Genomic DNA, 19,980 nt, shown 5'->3' with positions numbered 1-19,980 from the left:
CCCGTTAGCCAGCATAAAATGTTATGCTGGCACTTCATTTCCCAGTAAAATCATGTGGCCCTTTAGTAACACGTGCACGCATTTTAAGGTAAACAAGCAGTACAAATATGGAACATACTCTTATCATTATGATAGGCATTGCTTTTGCTACTGGCATGGCAATCAACGCAATCGGTTTACCGCCTATGGTGGGGTTTCTTTTAGCCGGTTTTATTCTCAATGGTGTGGGGTTTACCGCGCCAGACAGCTTGAGTTTTATCGCTGACTTAGGTGTTACCTTATTACTGTTTTCTATTGGCCTTAAGCTAGACATAAAAACTTTGTTTAAAGGCGAAGTCTGGGGCGCGGCGAGCCTGCATATTACAGGTTCTGTGCTGTTTTTTGCGGGCGTGGTATTTGTGCTCAAATGGCTGGGGTTGAGCTTAGTTGATCAACTTGATACCACCGGCGTGATGATAGTGGCCTTCGCGCTGAGCTTTTCGAGCACTGTATTTGCGGTGAAGATCTTAGAAGAAAAAAGCGAAATGAATTCTCTGTATGGACGCATCGCCATTGGCGTGTTGATCATGCAAGACATTTTTGCGGTACTGTTTTTAACTTTTTCTACTGGCAAGTTGCCCGATTACTACGCGTTAAGCCTACTGCTATTGCCTTTACTGCGCCCTTTACTGTTTAAGATCATGGATAAGGTCGGCCACGGTGAACTCCTGGTACTTTATGGCTTCTTCTTAGCACTTGTTCTCGGAGCCGGTTTTTTTGAATTGATGGGTTTAAAGGCAGACTTAGGCGCGCTGATTGCCGGTATGCTAGTGGCTTCTCATCCAAGCGCAAAAGAAATGGCACGTGCCCTATTTAATATGAAAGAGCTGTTTTTAGTGTGCTTTTTCTTACATATCGGCCTTACCGGCATGCCGGACTTTACCCACCTTGGTTTGGCACTGCTGTTTGTGGCGATTTTGCCAATTAAAACCGCGCTGTATTTCTTTTGCTTTAATCTGTTTAAGCTGCGCGCGCGTACCTCGTTGCTCGGCGCATTTTCATTGGCCAATTACAGTGAGTTTGGCTTGATTGTCGCCGCGCTAGCTGCCAGCAAAGGTTGGCTCAGCCCTGACTGGTTGATCATCACCGCCATCGCATTATCGATAAGCTTTATTGTCGCTTCGATTTTAAACGCCCAAAGTGACAATATTTACCAAGCTTTGGCGCCGCGTTTAAAACGCTTTCAACATACTCGTTTACACAAGGAAGACAGGCCAGTGCGGGTCGGTGACGCGACCGTATTAGTGATGGGCATGGGACGAGTTGGCACAGGTGCCTACGACGAGCTCACAAAAGTGTACGGTGACACAGTGCTAGGGATAGATAACAGTCACGAAAAAACCTTAGCGCTGCGCGCTGAAGGGCGAAGAGTGATCACCGGCGATGCGATGGACTCGGACTTTTGGAATAAATTAGAAATCACCGACCAGGTTAAGTTGATTTTATTGGCCATGCCAGACCATAACGGTAACCATCACGCTGCGGTGCAATTAACCCATCATGATTGCAGCATGAAGATTGCGGCAATCGCCCGTTTCCCCGAAGACATTGATGAATTGAAATCGTTAGGCGTGGACGCGGTATTTAATATGTATGATGAAGCCGGTGCCGGCTTTGCACGCCATGTTTGCACGGAAGTGGAAACCATGACGACACCGGTCGCAACTCGGCTAAGTATCTAGCATTTTGCGTAAAAGTGAAGTGACTTTTGGGTCGTTTTTTGGTAAAAACGGCCTCTTGCTGGACTAAAACAATAAATTTAGTCATTTTTGGCACTTTTTTTCATGGAAAGCTTGCAATAAAATTTCAAGTTGGCAAATTGAAGTAAAATTTTTTTGTAGTAATGAGCCTGCAACGTGGGGGCTCAAGAGACTTATAATTAAGGGAAGTCTATGTGTTCGATTTTCGGTATTCTTGACATTAAAAGTGATGCTGTCGCACTGCGCGAACAAGCATTGCAAATGTCTAAACTGCTACGTCATAGGGGCCCAGATTGGTCTGGCGTTTACTCCAACGACAAAGCTATCTTGGTTCACGAGCGTCTATCTATCGTTGACGTTAATACAGGCGCACAGCCACTATACAATCAAGATAATACCCACGTATTAGCGGTTAATGGCGAAATCTACAATCACAAAGACCTAGCGGCGCAATTAACCTGTGGCTACGAGTTCAAAACCAAGTCTGACTGTGAAGTCATCTTGGGTCTGTATGAAGAAAAAGGCAACGCCTTCTTGGATGACCTAAACGGCATCTTTGCTTTTTGTTTATACGATGAGAAAAAAGACAAATACCTGATTGGTCGTGACCACATCGGTATCATCCCGCTTTATATGGGTTGGGACGAACACGGTAACTTCTACGTGGCTTCAGAAATGAAAGCCTTAACACCTGTGTGTACTAAAGTAGAAGAATTCCCTCCTGGCCATTACTTGGACAGCGAAATCGGCGAATTAACTAAATACTACGTTCGTGATTGGATGGAATTTGACAACGTTAAAGATAACGGCGGCAGCGCACCTGAAATTGGCCAAGCATTGGAAGACGCTGTTAAGCGCCAACTAATGTGTGACGTGCCATACGGCGTTTTGCTTTCTGGTGGCCTAGATTCTTCGGTTATTTCTGCCATCACCCAACGTTTCGCTAAACAACGCGTTGAAGATGACGGTCAATCTGGCGCATGGTGGCCACAACTGCACTCTTTCTCGGTTGGCCTGGAAGGTTCACCTGACCTTGCGGCGGCGCAAAAAGTAGCAGACTCAATCGGCACGGTTCATCACCCTATCGTATTTACAGAACAAAACGGTATCGATGCACTTAAAGAAGTGATTTACCACCTAGAAACCTACGACGTGACCACGATTCGTGCGTCTACCCCTATGTACTTAATGGCGCGTAAAATTAAAGCCATGGGTATTAAAATGGTATTGTCTGGTGAAGGTGCGGATGAAATCTTCGGCGGTTACCTATACTTCCATAAAGCGCCTAACGCACAAGAGTTCCACGAAGAATTGGTGCGTAAACTAGACAAGCTACACATGTTCGATTGTCTACGCGCTAACAAGTCCATGTCGGCATGGGGTGTTGAAGCCCGTGTACCTTTCTTGGATAAAGAATTCTTGGACGTGGCGATGCGCACGAACCCAGAGCTTAAGACCATTCGTGACGGCCGCATCGAGAAGAACATTCTTCGTGAAGCCTTTGATGGTAAGCTGATTGATGAAGTACTATGGCGTCAAAAAGAGCAGTTCTCTGACGGCGTAGGCTACAACTGGATCGATACGCTTAAAGCCCACATTGAAGAGCAAGTAACGGATCAACAGCTGGCGAATGCTGAATTTAAGTTCCCAATCAACACGCCAGATACGAAAGAAGCGTACTTCTACCGCTCTATCTTTGAAGAGCACTTCCCGCTAGAGAGCGCGGCTAAGTGTGTTCCTCACGGTAAGTCGGTTGCATGTTCTACTCCGCAAGCGATTGCTTGGGACGAAGCCTTCTCAAAAAATGCCGATCCTTCAGGTCGTGCTGCCGGTGTTCACAACGACGCTTACTCACAAAAGTAAGCCCAGCTTTGAATGCCTAAAGGAGCTCTCAGAGCTCCTTTTTTTGTGCCTAAAAACCACCTCAGTTCACTCTATTTTGCGCTTTAGTCTTAATTTATCCATGCCTATTAGACTATTCGCTAATACCAAGTTATTTCCACTTCTCTATTATTTAACAAAGAGTTAACAGTTAAGGTAGAAAGCATGTGGATACAAGCTTTACAAATATTAGAGCCGGTCAGCTTTGCCTTAGGTTTAGCCTTGGTATTGTTTGGCGTGACCAGTTACGGTAAACGAACCGCGCAGTGGTCTGCACCAGTAAAAATCTTCTTTAACCGTGTCAGTGACCTATCTGTGGCTGAATTTAAGTTTATTCGCTATGGCTCACTGATTTTATTTATTGCCGTATTAGTCAGAATTATCAATTTAACCGTTTTACCTGCATAACCTCCTTTCTATGCAGGTTTTTAGTGGGAGCTTGCTCCCACTAGCCTATTTTTCTGATGCCCTCTTTATCAAAACGCAACGCCCTTTTATTCTTAAATGCCACCAAACCGCCATTCACGCCTGCATCAATGCAAAGGGCCAAACAACGCTATAGAAGCTGCAACAAGCGCAAACCAAAACAGGCCTGTGCCTAAGCACAAGCCTGTTTTGGTTTTCACCCTTGCGCGCGCCTTCTATACCAGACGCACGTTTCCGCGAGCTGGCGTTAAGCCGCTGGCTTAGCGGATTTTATGTCTTTTACTTTTTTATCAGTTGTAGCCGTTTTTGCTGCCGCTACTTTGTTGCCTTTTAACAGCTGCATCACATCTTCTTTGTTACTGGCCAGGTATAAACCCAGCTCTTCGAGTTGTTGCTCATCAAGGGCTACAGGACCAGTTTGTAAAAAAGCCGCCATTTCATCTGCGGTATCCAACATTTTGTCGTAGGCATCCGCCTCTTTTTTACTGGTAAATGTCATTTTTTCTTCACCATTTCTTTCTACAATGTATTTAGTGATGACTGCCACGAAGCACCTCTGCTGTTAAGCCATTTGTAACAAACCCTACTAAGGCTTATTAAGATTCCAAAGAGAACAGCAATACGCCTAGATAAGGTGACAAATCGACAATATCTGGCTTATTACTTAACTGTTTTTTTATACAGTATCACTTTTTAAACAAATAGCCAATTGTTAATTTATAATGTTTATTTGTGAAAAGGTTGCCTTAGCGAGTATATTAAGGCCATGGAAAAACAAATAGATAACAAGCACATTGCCTGTAAGCACTGTGATTTATTAATCAGTAAGACTGCGCTCTTGCCCGGCCAGAAAGCACACTGCCCACGATGTGGCAGTCGCTTATATTTTGTTTCTCGCAGCTCCCCCAGCGCCATCTTGGCTTTATGCCTCACCGCGCTGATTTTGCTTGTGCCGGCTAACATTTACCCTTTGTTGTCCTTGACCATGGTGGGCATAACCGATTCGGTTAGCCTGATTAGTGCCGTCGAAAAAGTATACCAAGAAGGCGACCAATTTATTGCCTTACTGATACTTTTGTGCGTGACCCTTGCTCCTGCGCTGATGTTACTGGCACTCGCCAGCGCCAGCTTTTGTATCAGTTTTAATCTACTAACACCCATTCTGAAACCCTTACTCAAAGCCGTTGACGTGATGACCCATTGGTCAATGCTCGAAGTTTACCTCGTGTCATTTTTGGTGGCGTTAGTAAAGTTGGTCGACTTGGGAGACGTGCACCTGGGCTTAGGCTTGGTGTGTTTTATTGCGTTAATGTTAGTGAACAGCATGATTTTATCCGTGTATGACGCTGAAACGTATTGGAACAAGGTAAAAGTTGATGTTATCCGCTAAAGATCACCGCCTGACCCGCTGCGACAGCTGTGGCTACTTATGCTCTGAGTCTCCTGGCTCTGCCTGCCCTCGTTGCCAGCATACGTTACAAACAAGGTTTGCCTATAGCCTACAAAAAACGTGGGCGTATTTGATCACAGCTTGCATTTGTTTATTACCCGCAAACTTTAGCCCAATTACCGTTTTAAGTACTCAGGTAGGCGATACACCTGACACCATTATGTCAGGCGTGATAGCCTTGTATAATACTGATAACCAAGGCATTGCTATTATTGTATTTGTGGCGTCTATTTTGGTGCCAATAATAAAAATTGTTGGCATCGCCGTAATTTTAGTGTCGGTACAGTGGCGTTTGAACATTCGCCATCGAACCCGATTTAAAATGTTTCAATTTATAGACTGGATTGGCCGTTGGTCGATGTTGGATTTATTTGTCATTTCCATCATGATAACCCTTATCGACAAAGGCCAACTGTTAACTGTTATTCCAGGCCCAGGCGCCACAGCTTTTGCCTTGGTGGTGGTGTTTACTTTATTTGCAGCAAAAAGTTTTGATACAAGATTAATGTGGGATTTGGAACAAGATAATGACTGGAAACACTGAACCACCGACGCCGGCTATTAAGCAATCAAATCGGCTCTCTGCGATTTGGTTTTTACCTCTTCTTGCATTAGTGCTGGGTGCTTGGCTGGTTTACAAGCACTACGCCAACGCCGGTACTGACATTACCATCCACTTTGCCAATGCCAATGGCATCTTGGTTGGCAAAACCCAAGTCCGCTACCAAGGTGTAACTGTGGGTAAAGTGAAAGCCATCAAGCTCGATGAAGACATTCAGGGCGTCTACGTTCATGTCGAGATTGATAAACAAGCGGAGCATATGCTTAAAGACGGTTCGTTGTTCTGGTTAGTCAAGCCCAAAGCGTCATTAACCGGCATATCGGGCCTAGAAACCCTGTTCTCAGGTAGCTATATCAATATGCAGCCCGGAATGGGGGCGGATAAACGCCGCTTTGTCGCCGCCGACGAACAGCCTTTGATTCAACCCGAGCAAGGCCTCACAGTGAAGCTCTTGTCTAAAGACATGGGCAGCGTATCGGTTGGTTCTCCTGTTTACTACAAAAAAATTCAAGTGGGTGAAGTGTATGATTTTCGCCTGGTCCGCGATGCGCAAGAAGTGGAAATACACTTAAATATCGACCCTAAGTATGCTGATTTAGTTAAACAAGATACGCGTTTTTGGAACGTCAGTGGTATCCGCGCCGATTTCTCATTCAACGGCTTACAAGTGAACACCGAAAGCTTGGCTTCGATCATTTCTGGCGCCATCGCTTTTGACTCCCCTAAAGACGGCATTAAGGCCCCTGCCAACTTCCTGTTTAAATTCTACGATGACGTCAACGCTGCTGGTCGCGGTGCAAAAGTACAATTAAAGCTTAGTAAATTGGATAACATTGGCGCAGGTACACCTATCATCTACAAGGGCTTTCAAGCCGGTAAAATCACAGAAGTAAAAGTTAACCAATCTCAAACCTTTACCGCATTTGCGGTGATTGAGCCCATGTTCGCGGAACAGCTCAGTGATAACGCCAAATTCTGGGTTGAACGTGCCGAACTGGGGTTTGCAGGAGTGAAAAACTTAGGCAACTTACTGAAAGGCAATTACATCGGCTTTTCACCCGCTGAAGGTAGGCCAATGCGCACCTTTGTGGTTCTGGCCGGCGAAGGCACAGATAAAAATGCCATCGCCGTCACCTTGCAAGCGGAAGATGCCAGCGCGATAAAACGGGGTGACAAGGTATTTTATCGACGCTTACCCGTGGGTGAAATCACTCACATTACCCTCGACGAAGGCGCTGACAAAGTATTAATTAAACTGTCTATTTTATCGCAATACGCCGAGTTGGTCGCAGGCTCTAGCCGTTTTTACAAGGTCGGGGGGATTTCTGTAAAAGCATCTATCAAAGGCATGGAGCTGACTTCTGAGCCGTTAAGCAGTTTGCTGCAAGGGGGGATCGCTTTTTATAATCCCAATAATCGCGCACAAGGTGAGCGCGCCAAGCAATACCGTTTATACCCTGATCTAGCCTTGGCTAAATTAGGCAAGCAAGCTTTTGCCAAACCCCTCAAAATCAAATTAATCACCACAAAAATGAGTTCGGTGACCCAAGGATCGCCGGTCTACTTTAAAAAGCTGCCAGTTGGCCAAGTCCATGACTACTACTTAAATCGCGCTGGAAAGGTCGTGATTGAATTATATATTGACGGCCAATACCGCCACCTCATCAATGATAAAACCGTTTTCTGGGACGTCAGCGGTATTAAAGTGAGCGGAGGCTTGTCAGGACTAGAAGTACAAACAGAGTCTTTATTAGCCATCGCTGCCGGAGGGGTCGCTTTTGATAACCTTAATAAGCCTGCGCCAAAGGTAGGCCAATACTACCCTTTGCACGCGGACTACCAAGCCGCGACTCAAGTGATAAAAACCATCGCGGTTAACTTTGAGCATGCCAGTGGTCTCGCAAAAGGCACCAAGGTGAAACACAAAGGACTAGAGATAGGTGAGATTGCACAGCTCAGGTTGGATCTGAAAACTCAAAAAGTGCGCGCCAGTATTCAGCTTAAAGAAGCGTTCGCCGCGATGTTCAGTAAAGACGGCAGTCAGTTTTGGCAGGTCACAGCTGAACTAGGTTTGAGTGGAGCAAAACACCTAGACACTGTGTTAGCTGGCCCCTACATAGCAGCGACTCCAGGTAAAGGCCACCGTAAGACGGTGTTCCATGCCCTTGAAAAAGCGCCGTTAGCGAACAGCGAAGCTGGCCTTTCACTCGTACTTACCGCTCCCCGTGCCGGCTCATTGAGCATAGGTAGTCCCGTTTACTACCGCCAAGTTCAAGTTGGCCAAGTCAGCCACTTTGACATTGGCTATTTTGGTGATGAAGTAGAGATCACCGTATTAATAGAGCCAAAATATCAACACCTGGTTCGCCGTAATACCGTTTTCTGGCAAGCTTCTGGTTTTAACATGGATGTTGGTATCACCGGCGCGTCACTCAAAGCCGAGTCTATCGAAGCCATTTTAAAAGGCGGCATTTCCTTTGCAACTCCCGATAAAAAGCCACTGCAAAAGCCGGCAAGGCCTGGTCAAAAATTTAAGCTGGCGCAAGAATTAAATCAACGTTGGCTAACATGGCAAACGCAAATACGGCCATAACTGTGATAAAATTTGCCCCTTAATTTTTTAGGGGGCAAACTGTGGCTAACAACGTATATCTTCCAGAACAATTTTTATCCAAAATTGAAGGCATCATGCCCTCTGAACTATCAATGCAAGACTTCATTGATATTTGTCAGCAGCCACTTCGTAAAAGTATCCGTGTTAACACATTAAAAATCAGCGTGACGGACTTTTTAGCACGCGCCGAAACCTTAGGTTGGCAGCTTGAACCCGTGCCTTGGTGTCAAGACGGCTTTTGGATCACCCGTGATGATGCTACCCCATTAGGGAACTCAGCCGAACACCTTGCGGGTTTGTTTTACATCCAAGAAGCCAGCTCGATGATGCCTGTCACTGCTTTGTTTCACTTATTCAATAACACAGAAGATGCTGTGTTACTTGACGCCGCAGCCGCTCCAGGCTCTAAAACAACCCAAATTGCGGCGGCGGTAAGTAATCAAGGCTTAGTGGTTGCGAATGAGTTTTCTGCAAGCCGCATTAAAGGGTTGTACTCTAACTTGCAGCGTTGTGGCATTAAAAACGTCGCGCTCACCAACTTTGACGCCAGAGTCTTTGGCAGTTGGCTACCTGAAACCTTTGATGCCATCTTATTGGATGCGCCATGCTCTGGCGAAGGTACGGTGAGAAAAGATCCCGATGCGATGAAAAACTGGTGCCAAAGCGCCATCGATGCCATCGCCGATACCCAAAAAGCACTAATAGAAAGCGCCTTTTATGCGTTGAAACCCGGCGGCACGCTGATTTACTCGACTTGTACCCTCAGCCAAGAAGAAAACCAGCATGTCTGTGATCACTTGTTAGCCACTTTTGAAGGTAATATTGAAGCCTGCTCACTGGCTGACTTATTCCCGCACGCTGAGCGCAGCGCAACGGCAGAAGGTTATTTGCATATCTGGCCGCAAATTTACGACAGCGAAGGCTTTTTTGTTGCTGGCTTTCGTAAAACCGCCAGCCAAGCAGGACCGAAAGCGAAGAAGCGCCTTGGCAGGTTCCCATTTAAAGCAATGAACAAAAAAGATATCGCCCTATTTACCGATTACCTCGAGTCGCAATTTGGTATTTCGCAACTTGAAGGGCAAGTATTTAACCGGGATAACGAGCTTTGGTTATTTCCTGAAGTTTTCAAGCCTCTGATCGGCCAATTAAAATTTGACCGTGTCGGAATTAAATTGGCGGAGATGTTCAAGAAGAATTACCGCTTAACTCATGAATGGGCTTTAGCATTAGGCAGCCAAGCCACAAAAGGGACCTTTGAACTCTCCCTCGAGCAGTGCCAAGAGTATTATATGGGCCGGGATATTCGTCCAGAAAGCGGCCTCAGTGGCAAAGGTGAAGTATTATTGACTTACAAAGGCCACACAGTGGGATTAGGTAAATGGGTAAACACAAGAATAAAGAATAACTTACCCAGAGAGCTGGTAAAAGACGGCAATCTTTTCACCCAATAAGGTGAAAAAACAACCGTTGTGAACTAGGGTTATAGTTAATTCATGGAAACGAAGCGAGCGCCAAATCACCCGCTTCAATTAGATAACAAACAGTGACAATTAACTACCCCTTCCCCTACGCTCGGGACAAACTGGAATAGTCTCGGGCATTTTTTTATGTACAGCTCTGCCTAATAATGTTCAACCTGTCACCGATTTTGCGTGCTGGAACAAACTAAAAAAATTGGCGCTGGTTTGTTTTGCAACCTGCTCTACGGTGATGCCTTTTATTTCAGCAATAAACTCAGCCACCGCGCGGGTATAAGCCGGCTCATTTTGCTGGCCTCGATATGGCACTGGGGCGAGGTAAGGTGAGTCTGTTTCCACCAATAAACGCTCAAGCGGCACTGCTGCCACCACTTCACGTAACGCTTGCGCCGTTTTGAAAGTCACAATGCCTGAAATGGAAATATAAAAACCCATTTCAATCGCGGTTTTAGCCATCTCTAGAGACTCTGTAAAACAGTGCAATACGCCTGTCACGTCACCTTCACCGTGTTGCGCAAGAATGTCTAACGTGTCTTGCCTCGCATCTCGCGTATGAACAATCAGCGGTTTACGTACCTGCCTGGCGACACGAATGTGGCGTTTAAAACATTCTTGTTGCGCCTCTTTATCATCCGGGGAGTAAAAATAGTCTAAACCGGTTTCTCCAACCGCTACCACATTGTCTTGCTGACAATATGCTAGCAAGCGCTGTTCACTGCGATCCGAGTTTTGGTGCAGAGGGTGTATTCCGCATGATAAAAATACGTTATCAAATGGCGCTGTCAGTGTTTCAAGTGGTTCAAATTCATCTAACTCAACCGCCACAGAAAGAATATGGTCAACTCCCCTTGCCTTTGCTTTGGCAATCACATCGGCAATGCTTTGGTGCTTATTTTCGTAATCAAGTTTGTCGAGGTGACAATGGGAATCAACAATCACTGTTTTGCTCCGAATAGGTGTTTAATTTTTAATAAAAACTGACTGATTAATAACTCTTGGTTTAAACCGCTTTGTTGACGAAAAGCCTGCTGCAACGCCAGCAACTCAGCAGAGAGGTGGTATACTTGGCTTACCGTAAGTTGGTTAGCGACCTGTAATATACTGCTTGCATGCTCTGCAAACACCAGCAGTCGTTGATTCGCTCCCAAAGAGAGTTTTTGCACATCTTGCAACCAGTAATAAAGCCAAGTTAACCCCTGCTCTTTATGGTTGTGTAAGTAGCCAGCGACTTCAAAAGGAGCCGTTTTACCTTTCAAGTATTCATCCATCTTCGGCGCCAACCCTAGATACGTCAGCGCTTCTTCCCCTTGTAATGCCGCTAACAAGGCCAATGGCGCGCCTTGGTGCATATGAAAAAGCCCAGAATGTAAGGAGTGCCCAACGCCTTGCTGCGCCAGCCATGCTTGCGTCTGCTCAAAACTAGGAGCGCTCAAGGTGATTTTTTGGCAACGACTAGTTATCGTCGCCATAAGGCGACCCAAGCTTTCGCACTGTAAAATAAGATAACTATTAGCAGAAGGCTCTTCTAAGGTTTTTAAAATGGCGTTAGCCGAAGACTCATTAAAGTTTTCGGCATTGTCTATCACCACCACCTTACTGCCACCCTGCTGCGAACGCTCTGCCATCACTTTGTTTAAGCTGCGAATATCATCAATGCTAATATGATGCTTGTCGTTATCAGCTAAACGGTGAAAATCAGGATGGGTACCGGCTTTAAATAATTCACAGCTATGGCAAAAGCCGCAACTTTGTAGGCCATCATTTTCGCACAACAAGAGTTGGCTCAGGTTTAACGCTAACGCTTGTTTGCCAAGGCCTTTAATGCCACAAAATAACAAACCATGATGTAAATGGGCAGCGCGATATTGCTGCGCTAATTGCTGCGCGATTGGCTCAAGCCAAGGAAAAATCACAGCCGCGACTCTTGCTCTGTTAACGCCAGCGAGATCGCTTGCGCCACTTGTTCGATTGACTTGCTGGCATCGATGGTAATGGCATGAGGGTCAAGCGCGACCAAGCTTTTGTATTGATGACGTGTGCGCTCAAAAAATGCCAAGGCTTGCTGCTCGATGCGATCCAACTCACCTCGAGCGCTCGCGCGGCTAAGACCCAATTCTGGATCGATATCCATGTATATCGTCAAGTCAGGCGAAAAGTTAGCTAGTACAGCCTGTTTAATTTGCTGTATCTGTTGCAAACAGATACCACGGCCACCACCTTGATAGGCTTGAGAGGACAAATCATGGCGATCGCCAATCACGTATGCGCCTCTCGCTAATGCAGGTTTGATGACCGTTTCAACAAGTTGCACCCTTGCAGCATACATCAGCAGCAATTCAGCATTATCGGCTAAGGTTTCATCACTGACCTCTTTCACCAAGCTGCGCATTTTCTCTGCCAGAGGCGTTCCGCCAGGCTCCCGAGTACACACTATATCGGTGATCCCTCGTTGCGCTAACCAGCTTTTTACTGCTGCAACAGCCGTGCTTTTCCCCGCCCCTTCCAGGCCTTCAATAACTATGAATTTACCAGTATCTTGTTTCATCATCTTTTTAAAATATATTTACGCACTGCGCGATTGTGTTCTTTCAAATTTTTTGAAAAATAGTGTTGGCCATTGCCTTTGCTAACAAAATAGAAGTACTTAGTGTCAGCAGGGTGCAATGCAGCATGAATGGCATCGACGCCAGGCATTGCAATCGGCGTTGGCGGCAAGCCATCGATAGTATAAGTGTTGTAAGGCGTTTTCTCTCGTAAGTCTTTTTTCGTGATATTGCCTTTATAACGCTCGCCCATGCCATAAATAACGGTGGGATCCGTTTGCAGGCGCATGCCTACCCGCATGCGATTCACAAATACCGAAGATATCGTATCTCGCTCAGGCGCGTGCCCGGTCTCTTTTTCTATGATTGAGGCTAAAATCAAGGCTTCATAAGGGGTTTCTAAAGGCAGCTCAGGATCTCTTTCAGCCCATGCTTGCTTGAGGTAATCTTTTTGTGCATTAAAAGCCCGCTTAACGATGTCAACATCTTTGATATCGTAAGCAAAGAAGTAAGTTTGCGGCTGCAGAAAGCCTTCAAGTTTGTTTTGACGTAAGCCTAAGCTTTCCGCTAAGGCCGCTTCATCATCTAATCCCCCCGTGACCGTTACGCCCGTTGTCGACTCTATTTGCTGCTGCCATTGCTTATAAGTACTGCCTTCGACAAAAGTGATTTTGAATTGATACTCTTTACCGCTGACAATATGCGCTAACACTTGCTCAAGGGTCCAACCGGCTTCCAGTTTAAAATTGCCACTTTTAAGACGCGTTAGTTCCGGCCGTAACTTACCGACAGCTTTATAGAAATACGGAGTGTAAATGGGCGTAGCTTGCAGCATGCCTGCTTCAGTTAGCATTCGCTCTAGCTGGCCATAATGCGTGCCAGAGGGCACTTTGAATACTTGCTCAACGTTGACTATCGCCGCTGCGCGATAATCTTGGAATTGTTGCCAAGCAAAATATGCCGCGGCGGCGGCAAGTAAGCATAAAAACAAAAACGACAGAAATATTTTTTTAAGCATAATCCATTTCTTTTTGTAGACGCTGTATGGCAGTAAAGTCTGTCCATGACTGCTGTTGACATTGCTTAACAGGCACAAGGCCCATCAAAGAATTACAGATAAATACCGCATCCGCTGCGAGCACATCAGTTAAAGGATATTGGCCTTGTTGGCATGGCATATTCGCTCTTTCACACGCAGCAAGAACCTGTTTCCGCATTATCCCTTTTATTCCTGCTTGGCGCAGGTCTGGCGTATACCAGGTGCCCTGATGATACCAGAAAATATTGGCTGCCGTTGCCTCAACAACCGTATTGTCTTGTGCCAATACCAAGCCATCTTCTTTGCCCGTTAACTCAACTTCCCGTTTTAGCAATACTTGCTCAAGTCGGTTTAACGTTTTTAAACCTGCTAACATTGGGCTTGATGCAATTTTTTGCTCACACACCGCCAGCTCAATACCGGTTTGTTGCCACTGCGTATAATGGCTAGGTAACTCGCTGATAGACAACACACGTGTTGCTTTAGAGCACCCCGCAGGACTATAACCGCGACCACCTTGGCCACGACTGATCATAATTTTTAAAACGCCATCTGGATGCTGCTGCACTAATTGTTGTACTTCTTGAAACAAGTCCAACACGCTCGGCAGCTCAATGTGCAATGCTTTTGAGGTGAGCATTAAACGTTCAACGTGATCGCGCCAGAATTGCACCTCACCCTCGACAATTTTAGCCGTGGTGAAAAAGCCATCTCCGTATTGTGTGGCGCGGTCGGAAATCGGTAAATCTGTCGCTGCTTTACCATTTATTAACATCATAAAAAAAGCCCGATACAAAAGTATCAGGCTTTATACCAGAAAACGGTCTTTTACGCAGTAAGGTTATACGCGTTTGAAGATCAAAGAGCCGTTTGTGCCACCAAAACCAAAGGAGTTAGATAAAACGTACTCAAGATCAGCTTTGCGGCTAACGCCTGGTACATAGTCTAAATCACATCCTTCAGATGGATTTTCTAAATTGATCGTTGGCGGAACCACTTGGTCACGCAGCGCCATGATACTGATAATAGCTTCAATCGCACCCGCAGCACCTAATAGGTGTCCGGTCATCGATTTCGTTGAGCTGACTAATACTGACTTCGCGCTGTCACCAAACACAGACTTAACCGCAGACGTTTCAGCAATGTCACCCGCAGGAGTTGAAGTCCCGTGCGCGTTAATGTAATCAATGTCAGACGCCTGAAGTTTGGCATCATCCAACGCATTTTGCATTGCTGCCGCAGCGCCTTCGCCATCCGCCGGAGGCGACGTCATGTGATAAGCATCACCACTCATGCCGAAACCGACTAATTCTGCGTAGATTTTTGCTCCGCGAGCTATCGCGTGATCATAATCTTCAAGTACTACAACACCAGCACCGTCACCTAAGACAAACCCGTCACGGTCTTGGTCCCAAGGACGACTGGCTTTATTAGGCTCATCGTTACGAGTAGACAAAGCACGTGCCGCACCAAAGCCGCCCATACCTAGCTCAGTCGATGCTTTCTCAGCACCGCCAGCAAACATCACGTCTGCGTCACCGTGTTGGATCATACGTGCTGCAAGACCAATGCTATGAGCACCAGTAGTACACGCGGTAGTGACGGCAATGTTTGGACCTTTCAAACCCTTGTTGATAGAAACATGGCCAGATACCATATTGATGATGGTTGAAGGTACAAAGAAAGGGCTGATTTTACGTGGACCAGATTTTTGCAGGTTGGCTGCGTTGGCTTCAATTAAACCCAAACCACCGATACCTGAACCAATCGCCACACCGATACGGCGTGCATTGTCTGGTGTCACTTCTAAACCACTGTCAACAAAAGCTTGGTCTGCAGCGATAACACCGTACTGAATGAATAAGTCCATTTTACGAGCATCTTTTTTGCTCATGTAGTCTTCAACATTTAAGTCACGGATTAGACCTGCAAATTTTGTAGAATAATCAGCAGTATCAAAGTGATCGATATTTGAAATGCCACTCTCACCCGCGACTAGCGCTTTCCAGGAATCCTGAACTGAATTACCGACTGGTGATACCATTCCCATACCAGTCACAACTACTCTGCGTTTTGACACAAAAAATCTCCGGGTACTAGATAAATAAAAGGCGGTCAAATGACCGCCCTTAGAAAAAATAACTTGTCTAAACTATGACTCTTTGTTGTTTTCAACGTAATCAATTGCAGCTTGAACTGTAGTGATTTTTTCTGCTTCTTCGTCAGGGATCTCAGTATCGAATTCTTCTTCAAGAGCCATAACTAGTTCAACAGTATCAAGTGAGTCTGCGCCTAAGTCATCAACGAAAGAAGCTGCATTTTTAACTTCTTCTTCTTTTACACCAAGTTGCTCAACGATGATCTTCTTTACGCGTTCTTCAATGTTACTCATGATCTTTTTTTTCCTTTAGAAAATACGCTAATTTGCGTTAGTCGCGATAGTGTATTCCATCGCATGAAAGATTCAACCCCGAGACGCTGTTAAATCCGGTATTTTCGTGAACTTTCTCTAAAAAATACGATTTCTCAACATCTCGGTTACATTATGGTTTTAAACCATATACATACCGCCGTTGACGTGTAGCGTCTCGCCGGTAATATAAGCCGCACTGTCAGAGGCTAAAAAGCATACAGTGTCAGCAATCTCTTTCGGGTCGCCAAGGCGTCCCGCTGGCACTTGACTTAATATTGAGGCTCTTTGCTCATCATTCAAGGCCTTAGTCATATCTGTTTCAATAAAACCTGGGGCAATCGCATTCACGGTAATGCCACGGGAAGCCACTTCTCTGGCAAGTGATTTGGTAAAACCTATCACACCGGCTTTAGCTGCTGCGTAGTTAGACTGTCCAGCATTACCCATAGTTCCCACTACAGAGCCAATACTAATAATACGACCATTACGTTTTTTCATCATAGCACGTAATACTGATTTGCTCAGGCGGAAAATCGAAGTAAGGTTGGTGTCCATGATATCTTGCCATTCGTCGTCTTTCATACGCATGGTTAAATTGTCGCGGGTAATACCGGCATTGTTTACTAATACATCGATATCGCCAAACTGCGCTTTAATGTCAGTAAATAGTTGCTCAATGGACTCTGCACTGGTGACGTTCAAAACCAGCCCGGTGCCATTATCGCCAAGGTATTCAGCAATGGCGGCGGCGCCTTTCTCACTGGTAGCGGTTCCAACGACTGTTGCGCCTTTTGCCACAAATGACTCCGCAACCGAACGACCAATGCCACGGCTTGCGCCAGTGACTAAGACAACTTTGCCTTCAAAATTCATGTTATTCCCCTGTTACCGTAACCAAAGCTTGTTCAAGGCTGGCTACATCATTGACAGCTGCTGCTGCAATGGATTTATCAATTCTTCGTACTAGGCCTGACAACACTTTACCAGGACCCATTTCAATCTCTAGGGTGATACCGTCTTGCGCCATTTTAGTCACGACTTCAGTCCAACGTACAGGACGGTATAACTGGCGAATTAGCGCGTCTTTGATCGCCGCAGGATCTGTTTCAGCAGCGACATCAACGTTATTGATGACCGGGATGTCAGGCGTATTAAAGCTCATATCCGCAAGGGTTTTAGCCAATTCATCGGCAGCTGGTTTCATCAGCGCACAATGAGAAGGTACGCTCACTGGTAAAGGTAGCACGCGTTTTGCGCCCGCTTCCTTACACAAGTCGCCAGCACGCTCAACCGCAGCCTTATTACCCGCAATGACGACTTGTCCTGGCGAGTTAAAGTTAACCGGTGCTACCACCTCATTTTCCGCGCCTTGCTCACACGCTTTAGCGATTTGATCATCGGCAAGGCCAATGATGGCGGCCATGGCGCCAATGCCTTCTGGCACTGCTTGCTGCATTAAATTTCCGCGCAATTCTACCAATTTGATGGCATCTTGAAAATCAATCACACCCGCACATACTAAGGCTGAGTATTCGCCTAAGCTGTGGCCCGCCATGACACTTGGCGTAGCACCACCTTGAGCTTGCCAGACACGCCAAATAGCTACCGAAGCGGTCAGCAACGCAGGCTGGGTTTTAAACGTTTTATTCAACTCTTCAGCCGGGCCTTGTTGCACCAATTGCCATAAGTCGTATCCAAGAACATCGCTGGCTTGTTTAAAAGTATCTGTGACAACGTCAAACTTTTCCGCTAAATCAGCAAGCATGCCAACGGCTTGTGAGCCTTGACCTGGAAAAGCAATAGTAAATGTGGCCATTATTGTTCCTTTTACATTCTAATTAAAGCTGAGCCCCAAGCGAAACCGCCGCCGAAAGCTTCTAATAATACAAGGTGCCCGGGTTTTATTCGGCCGTCTCGAATCCCCTCATCAAAAGCAATTGGCACCGACGCAGCAGAAGTATTACCGTGTTTATCAAGGGTTAAAATAACTTGCTCAAGGGGCATGTTGAGTTTTTTTGCGGTGGCTTTAATGATGCGAAAGTTAGCTTGGTGAGGGACCAGCCAATCTAGCTCCGATTTATCGATGCCATTCGCTGCCAACGTTTGGGTAACCAGCTCGCTCAGTTTTGTTACCGCAACTTTAAAGACGTCATTGCCTTTCATAAACATGAAAGAGTCTAATTCGCTGCCGGATACCCCACGTTGTGGGTTCGGTAATTTGAGTAATTCGCCGTAACGGCCGTCGGCATTGATTTGAGTAGATAAAATACCCTGTTGCGAACTCGCTTGCACAACGGCAGCACCTGCGCCATCACCAAATAAGATAACGGTGCTACGATCTTCCGGGTCACATGTATGAGACAGCGCATCTGCGCCAATCACTAATACGGTTTTGTACATGCCACTGCGAATAAAGTTATCGGCAACGCTAAGTGCATAAGTAAAACCGGCACACGCTGCACCTAAATCAAACGCAGGAATGGATGGTACACCCAATAAGGCCTGTACCTCACAAGCCGCAGCTGGGAATGCATTGTTAGCAGAAGTCGTGGCAAGGACTATGAGGTCGATGTCTTGGGCTTGAATGCCGGCGGCGTCAATGGCATTTAACGACGCTTGATAAGACATATACGCCACCGACTCTTCTTGTGAAGAAATTCGGCGTTCTTTAATGCCAGTTCGCGCAGTGATCCACTCATCACTGGTTTCCACCATGCGTTCTAAATCATGGTTCGTGCGTACTGCTTCGGGAAGATAGCTCCCGGTTCCTATCACTTTTGTATACATAAGGAATCAACAATCTCTTTCTAATAATACCGCTTCTAACTTATCAGTTATCTGAGCGGGAACTTGACGTTCAATTTCTTTAATCGCTTCACCAATGGCATTAAAAAAGGCATTTTGTTGCGCGCTGCCGTGACTTTTAATGACGATGCCTCTTAGGCCTATCAAACTGGCACCATTATATAAATCTGGGTTCATGTATGCGAGTTGCGGTTTGAGAGCCGGCTTTAACAGCCAACCGCATAATTTGCTAAACCAATTATGATTTATACTTGAAATCATCTGTTGTTTAAACAGTTTAGCCAAGCCTTCACAAGTTTTTAAGGTAACATTGCCGACAAAACCGTCTGCGACGATGACATCGGCTTTGCCGCTGAATAAGTCATTCCCTTCAATATAGCCACAATAATTGACTTGCTGGCATTGAGACAAGAGCTGTGCGGCTTGCTTGACTTGGTCATTGCCTTTGATTTCTTCTTCGCCAACATTTAACAAATGAATTTTGGGAAATGCGCGACCTTCCACCTCTTCAGCCATTACTGACCCCATCAAGGCAAATTGAAATAAAGTATCCGCATCGCAACTGATATTTGCACCTAGGTCGAGCAAATAGGTATGACCGCCTTGTAAATTGGGCAAGGCTGAAATTAATGCGGGTCGGTCAATACCTGGCAATACCTTTAAGATAGTTTTAGATAGCGCCATTAAAGCACCGGTGTTACCTGCACTGACGCATGCTTTTGCTTCCCCTGTCTTGACAAGGTTGAGCGCGACACGCATTGAAGAGTCTTTTAAACTGCGCAAGGCTACCAAAGGTTTATCGTTCATTCCTACCACTTCACTGGCATGAATCAAGCGTAAACGCGAGTGGTGCTGAAGCTGATGCTGAACTAATAGAGGTTCAAGGACGGCACTGTCGCCAACCATGAGTATATGAAGTTCTGGGAAGGTGTTTAGTGCCTGCTTAGCAGCAGGCACAGAAACCTGGGGGCCATAGTCGCCCCCCATGGCATCTAGCGCGACCGAGAGATCGTGCAAGGCAGTACTTAAC

19 protein-coding genes are annotated in these 19,980 nt (G+C 45.9%); 7 read left to right on the top strand and 12 right to left on the bottom strand.

The annotated features are described in order from the left end of the window. Window positions 1-107: 107 nt before the first annotated feature. The 3 genes from D1Z90_RS14305 to D1Z90_RS14295 all read left to right on the top strand — a co-directional run bounded on the left by D1Z90_RS14305 (window position 108) and on the right by D1Z90_RS14295 (window position 4,028). On the top strand, window positions 108-1,721 hold the full coding sequence (locus D1Z90_RS14305; RefSeq protein ID WP_119911460.1) for a cation:proton antiporter domain-containing protein: 1,614 nt from the start codon (window positions 108-110) through the stop codon (window positions 1,719-1,721). Window positions 1,722-1,931: 210 nt separating this feature from the next. Further along, window positions 1,932-3,602: an asparagine synthase B gene (gene asnB / locus D1Z90_RS14300; RefSeq protein ID WP_119911459.1), complete on the top strand. Its 1,671-nt coding sequence runs from the start codon at window positions 1,932-1,934 to the stop codon at window positions 3,600-3,602. 183 nt (window positions 3,603-3,785) lie between these two features. After that, the gene (locus D1Z90_RS14295; protein ID WP_119911458.1) at window positions 3,786-4,028 is read left to right on the top strand and encodes a hypothetical protein; all 243 of its coding nucleotides are present in this window, start codon (window positions 3,786-3,788) and stop codon (window positions 4,026-4,028) included. A gap of 265 nt (window positions 4,029-4,293) precedes the next feature. Here the strand turns inward: D1Z90_RS14295 and D1Z90_RS14290 are convergent, their stop codons facing one another. Beyond that, entirely contained in the window at window positions 4,294-4,593 is a 300-nt protein-coding gene (locus tag D1Z90_RS14290) for a YebG family protein (RefSeq protein ID WP_119911457.1), read from the bottom strand. A gap of 219 nt (window positions 4,594-4,812) precedes the next feature. On the opposite strand from D1Z90_RS14290, the gene D1Z90_RS14285 reads away from it, so the two are divergent. Genes D1Z90_RS14285 through rsmF form a run of 4 tightly spaced genes read left to right on the top strand, consistent with a single transcriptional unit; the run spans window position 4,813 to window position 10,123 of the window. Further along, window positions 4,813-5,436, top strand: a complete 624-nt coding sequence (locus D1Z90_RS14285; protein WP_119911456.1) for a paraquat-inducible protein A — start codon at window positions 4,813-4,815, stop codon at window positions 5,434-5,436. After that, complete coding sequence (locus D1Z90_RS14280; protein WP_119911455.1) at window positions 5,423-6,040, top strand: paraquat-inducible protein A; 618 nt, start codon at window positions 5,423-5,425, stop codon at window positions 6,038-6,040. The genes D1Z90_RS14285 and D1Z90_RS14280 overlap by 14 nt, the downstream gene beginning before the upstream one ends. Continuing rightward, on the top strand, window positions 6,024-8,651 hold the full coding sequence (locus D1Z90_RS14275) for an MlaD family protein (RefSeq protein ID WP_119911454.1): 2,628 nt from the start codon (window positions 6,024-6,026) through the stop codon (window positions 8,649-8,651). The genes D1Z90_RS14280 and D1Z90_RS14275 overlap by 17 nt, the downstream gene beginning before the upstream one ends. Before the next feature lie 41 nt (window positions 8,652-8,692). Next, a complete protein-coding gene (gene rsmF, locus D1Z90_RS14270; RefSeq protein ID WP_119911453.1) occupies window positions 8,693-10,123 on the top strand; it encodes a 16S rRNA (cytosine(1407)-C(5))-methyltransferase RsmF in 1,431 nt (476 codons plus the stop codon). Between the two features lie 180 nt (window positions 10,124-10,303). Here rsmF and D1Z90_RS14265 read toward each other — a convergent pair whose 3' ends face one another. From D1Z90_RS14265 to plsX, 11 genes are all read right to left on the bottom strand, one after another. Next, window positions 10,304-11,089 carry a TatD family hydrolase gene (locus tag D1Z90_RS14265; RefSeq protein ID WP_119911452.1) on the bottom strand — a complete coding sequence of 262 codons (786 nt, stop codon included), beginning with the start codon at window positions 11,087-11,089 and terminating at the stop codon, window positions 10,304-10,306. Continuing rightward, the gene (gene holB / locus D1Z90_RS14260) at window positions 11,086-12,063 is read right to left on the bottom strand and encodes a DNA polymerase III subunit delta' (RefSeq protein WP_119911451.1); all 978 of its coding nucleotides are present in this window, start codon (window positions 12,061-12,063) and stop codon (window positions 11,086-11,088) included. The genes D1Z90_RS14265 and holB overlap by 4 nt, the downstream gene beginning before the upstream one ends. Then, window positions 12,060-12,695: a dTMP kinase gene (tmk, locus tag D1Z90_RS14255; RefSeq protein WP_119911450.1), complete on the bottom strand. Its 636-nt coding sequence runs from the start codon at window positions 12,693-12,695 to the stop codon at window positions 12,060-12,062. Before tmk ends, holB begins: the two co-directional genes overlap by 4 nt. Then, window positions 12,695-13,711: an endolytic transglycosylase MltG gene (gene mltG / locus D1Z90_RS14250; protein ID WP_119911449.1), complete on the bottom strand. Its 1,017-nt coding sequence runs from the start codon at window positions 13,709-13,711 to the stop codon at window positions 12,695-12,697. Before mltG ends, tmk begins: the two co-directional genes overlap by 1 nt. Further along, window positions 13,704-14,510: an aminodeoxychorismate lyase gene (gene pabC, locus D1Z90_RS14245; RefSeq protein WP_119911448.1), complete on the bottom strand. Its 807-nt coding sequence runs from the start codon at window positions 14,508-14,510 to the stop codon at window positions 13,704-13,706. Before pabC ends, mltG begins: the two co-directional genes overlap by 8 nt. Window positions 14,511-14,573: 63 nt before the next feature. Continuing rightward, window positions 14,574-15,812 (bottom strand): beta-ketoacyl-ACP synthase II, encoded by a 1,239-nt coding sequence (fabF, locus tag D1Z90_RS14240; RefSeq protein WP_119911447.1) that lies wholly within the window; start codon window positions 15,810-15,812, stop codon window positions 14,574-14,576. A gap of 72 nt (window positions 15,813-15,884) precedes the next feature. Further along, window positions 15,885-16,124 (bottom strand): acyl carrier protein, encoded by a 240-nt coding sequence (gene acpP, locus D1Z90_RS14235; RefSeq protein ID WP_119911446.1) that lies wholly within the window; start codon window positions 16,122-16,124, stop codon window positions 15,885-15,887. Between the two features lie 159 nt (window positions 16,125-16,283). Further along, window positions 16,284-17,018 carry a 3-oxoacyl-ACP reductase FabG gene (gene fabG / locus D1Z90_RS14230; RefSeq protein ID WP_119911445.1) on the bottom strand — a complete coding sequence of 245 codons (735 nt, stop codon included), beginning with the start codon at window positions 17,016-17,018 and terminating at the stop codon, window positions 16,284-16,286. A gap of 1 nt (window position 17,019) precedes the next feature. Then, window positions 17,020-17,961, bottom strand: coding sequence for an ACP S-malonyltransferase (gene fabD, locus D1Z90_RS14225; protein WP_119911444.1), 942 nt, complete (start codon window positions 17,959-17,961; stop codon window positions 17,020-17,022). Window positions 17,962-17,972: 11 nt separating this feature from the next. After that, the gene (locus D1Z90_RS14220) at window positions 17,973-18,932 is read right to left on the bottom strand and encodes a beta-ketoacyl-ACP synthase III (RefSeq protein ID WP_119911443.1); all 960 of its coding nucleotides are present in this window, start codon (window positions 18,930-18,932) and stop codon (window positions 17,973-17,975) included. Between the two features lie 6 nt (window positions 18,933-18,938). Beyond that, window positions 18,939-19,967, bottom strand: coding sequence for a phosphate acyltransferase PlsX (gene plsX / locus D1Z90_RS14215; protein ID WP_119911442.1), 1,029 nt, complete (start codon window positions 19,965-19,967; stop codon window positions 18,939-18,941). Window positions 19,968-19,980: the final 13 nt, after the last annotated feature.

Origin of the sequence: Motilimonas pumila, from assembly GCF_003596335.1 — a bacterium.
Taxonomy (GTDB): domain Bacteria; phylum Pseudomonadota; class Gammaproteobacteria; order Enterobacterales; family CBDFNC01; genus Motilimonas; species Motilimonas pumila.
Note: the sequence above shows the minus strand (reverse complement) of the source record. Positions and strands in the feature narration are given on the sequence as shown.

Coding starts and splice junctions, on each gene's coding strand:
- D1Z90_RS14305 (WP_119911460.1), top strand. CDS start 108: ATGGAACATACTCTTATCATTATGATAGGCATTGCTTTTGCTACTGGC.
- asnB (WP_119911459.1), top strand. CDS start 1,932: ATGTGTTCGATTTTCGGTATTCTTGACATTAAAAGTGATGCTGTCGCA.
- D1Z90_RS14295 (WP_119911458.1), top strand. CDS start 3,786: ATGTGGATACAAGCTTTACAAATATTAGAGCCGGTCAGCTTTGCCTTA.
- D1Z90_RS14285 (WP_119911456.1), top strand. CDS start 4,813: ATGGAAAAACAAATAGATAACAAGCACATTGCCTGTAAGCACTGTGAT.
- D1Z90_RS14280 (WP_119911455.1), top strand. CDS start 5,423: ATGTTATCCGCTAAAGATCACCGCCTGACCCGCTGCGACAGCTGTGGC.
- D1Z90_RS14275 (WP_119911454.1), top strand. CDS start 6,024: ATGACTGGAAACACTGAACCACCGACGCCGGCTATTAAGCAATCAAAT.
- tmk (WP_119911450.1), bottom strand. CDS start 12,695: ATGAAACAAGATACTGGTAAATTCATAGTTATTGAAGGCCTGGAAGGG.
- mltG (WP_119911449.1), bottom strand. CDS start 13,711: ATGCTTAAAAAAATATTTCTGTCGTTTTTGTTTTTATGCTTACTTGCC.
- pabC (WP_119911448.1), bottom strand. CDS start 14,510: ATGATGTTAATAAATGGTAAAGCAGCGACAGATTTACCGATTTCCGAC.
- acpP (WP_119911446.1), bottom strand. CDS start 16,124: ATGAGTAACATTGAAGAACGCGTAAAGAAGATCATCGTTGAGCAACTT.
- fabG (WP_119911445.1), bottom strand. CDS start 17,018: ATGAATTTTGAAGGCAAAGTTGTCTTAGTCACTGGCGCAAGCCGTGGC.
- fabD (WP_119911444.1), bottom strand. CDS start 17,961: ATGGCCACATTTACTATTGCTTTTCCAGGTCAAGGCTCACAAGCCGTT.
- D1Z90_RS14220 (WP_119911443.1), bottom strand. CDS start 18,932: ATGTATACAAAAGTGATAGGAACCGGGAGCTATCTTCCCGAAGCAGTA.